This window comes from Methylobacterium nigriterrae, assembly GCF_037106235.1.
Taxonomy (GTDB): domain Bacteria; phylum Pseudomonadota; class Alphaproteobacteria; order Rhizobiales; family Beijerinckiaceae; genus Methylobacterium; species Methylobacterium nigriterrae.
Genome location: NZ_JBAWTG010000343.1, coordinates 1 through 1,672, shown reverse-complemented (window position 1 = coordinate 1,672; position 1,672 = coordinate 1). Strand labels below are relative to the sequence as shown.

Annotated in this window: 3 protein-coding genes; 1 reads left to right on the top strand and 2 read right to left on the bottom strand. The window is 65.3% G+C overall.

Going from position 1 to position 1,672, the window contains the following annotated elements:
* The first annotated feature begins 317 nt into the window (after nucleotides 1-317).
* Nucleotides 318-557, top strand: coding sequence for a DUF6894 family protein (locus tag WDW90_RS36880; RefSeq protein ID WP_336492687.1), 240 nt, complete (start codon nucleotides 318-320; stop codon nucleotides 555-557).
* 165 nt (nucleotides 558-722) lie between these two features.
* Here the strand turns inward: WDW90_RS36880 and WDW90_RS36875 are convergent, their stop codons facing one another.
* Both WDW90_RS36875 and WDW90_RS36870 read right to left on the bottom strand, forming a co-directional pair.
* On the bottom strand, nucleotides 723-989 hold the full coding sequence (locus tag WDW90_RS36875; protein WP_336492686.1) for a DUF6894 family protein: 267 nt from the start codon (nucleotides 987-989) through the stop codon (nucleotides 723-725).
* Nucleotide 990: 1 nt separating this feature from the next.
* On the bottom strand, nucleotides 991-1,672 hold a 682-nt coding region (locus tag WDW90_RS36870; protein WP_336492685.1), incomplete at its 5' end, for a Crp/Fnr family transcriptional regulator.

The window sequence follows — 1,672 nt, the reverse complement described above, 5'->3', positions numbered from 1 at the left end:
GCCTCGCTGCCTGGTTCTCGCTGCGTCCGCTGGCACCCACGCGCACCTCACGCTTCAAGGCCCTCACGGCATAGCTGTCGAATTCGCCAACAGTGTCCCGTCGTTTTCCTGGCATGGCGCGTTGCGCCGTTTGGAACGTTCCATTGGGGCAAGCCCTATTGGAACGCGGTTTGGACCTCACGTGCGAGGATAGGCCCAACTCACGTTAAGGCGTGCTGTGGCCGATCGGTGCAGAAGTCGATCATCGCTGACTGTGATCCTGGGCGTCAGCGGCTGCGAGACCCGTGTGCTCCCGCCTGTACCCTGCGGAGAGCCACATGCCGCGCTACTTCTTCGACGTCCGTGCCGGCGGTCCCGAGTTCGACGATACGGGGACCGAGTTGTCAGGCCCGGACGACGCGCGTCAGAAGGCCAAGCGCCTCCTGCCCGACATTGCCCGCGAGAACATTCCCGAGGAGGGTGACCACCACACCTTCGCGGTGATGGTCAAGGACGAGAACGGCCATCCCGTCTACTCGGCCACGCTGACCTTCGCCGGTCTCCGGTTGCCGCGATAGACCTTCGCCTTCGCTTCCTAGGCTTGCTGGCGCTGATAGTGGGGCAGAACATCACCGTGCCCGACGCGCAAACCGGGGGTAGCAGCCACCGGCTCGGCGCGTCCACAATCCCTATCCGACGAGGCTGCGGTCGATGATGCGCTCCATAACGCGGGCATGGAGCAGTCAGCCTCCCTCCCACTCGCTCTCCTCCAACACGGTGTCGCTGAAGGGCACCGTGAGCACGGGCTGACCTTGCTCGTCGCTGACCTCGAAGGCGCAGACGAACCAGTCCCGCACGGCGTAGGTGCGGGTTCGGGCAATCAGGTCGCGCGCGACCCAGAGCGCGTGCTCACGGACCGCGACCATGTCAGCGAGGTCATCGCCCTCTTGGTCTACGGCCAGCCCGGCGGATCCAGGTCCATGTCGCAGGTGGAAGTAGTAGCGGGGCATCTCAGGCCCCCTCGATCAGGCGGACGTACTCGGCCTCAGGCTGGCCGTAGCTGCCGTCCGCCAACACCTCCAGCAGTTCGCGGTTGATCACCCGGATGCGTCCGCGCGTGTTCTTGATGCGGCCTGCGCCCTCTAGGTTCTGCAGGGCCAGCGTCACGCCGGAGCGTTGCACGCCCAGCATCATCGATAGGAACTCGTGCTTGAGCAGAAGCTCATCGCCGTCCACCCGGTCGTGGCACATCAGCAGCCAACGGGCGAGGCGCGGCTCAAGGTTATAGGTGGCGTTGACGTAAGCCGTCTGGCGGACCTGCACGATCTCCGTCTGCACGTAGCGCAGGAGAAGCCGGCGCAAGGACGGGCTCTCATCCACGGCTGCGCAAAGTGCCTGGACGCTGATGCGCAGGGCCTCGCCCGGTAGTTGGATGAACTGCTCGTGCGGCACACGGTCAGTGCCCAGCAGCACGGGCACCGCACCCGACAAGCCTTCTCGGCCGATGATTCCGACCTCAACCCGCCCGTTCGCGCCCTCGGCCGTGATCGAGGAGATGCCGCTCTCCAGGAAGTAGAGGCGCTGGACCGGTTTGTTTGATCCTCCCCCGTTTTTGTGGACACGGAGGTTACGTTGCCCAGCGCTGCTCGGCCTGCTCAGGCGTACGGTACCCGAGGGCTGAGTGGAGGCGCTG

What these genes read in the sequence shown, in the direction of transcription:
- WDW90_RS36880 (WP_336492687.1), top strand. Translation starts at nt 318, where the DNA reads ATGCCGCGCTACTTCTTCGACGTCCGTGCCGGCGGTCCCGAGTTCGAC.
- WDW90_RS36875 (WP_336492686.1), bottom strand. Translation starts at nt 989, where the DNA reads ATGCCCCGCTACTACTTCCACCTGCGACATGGACCTGGATCCGCCGGG.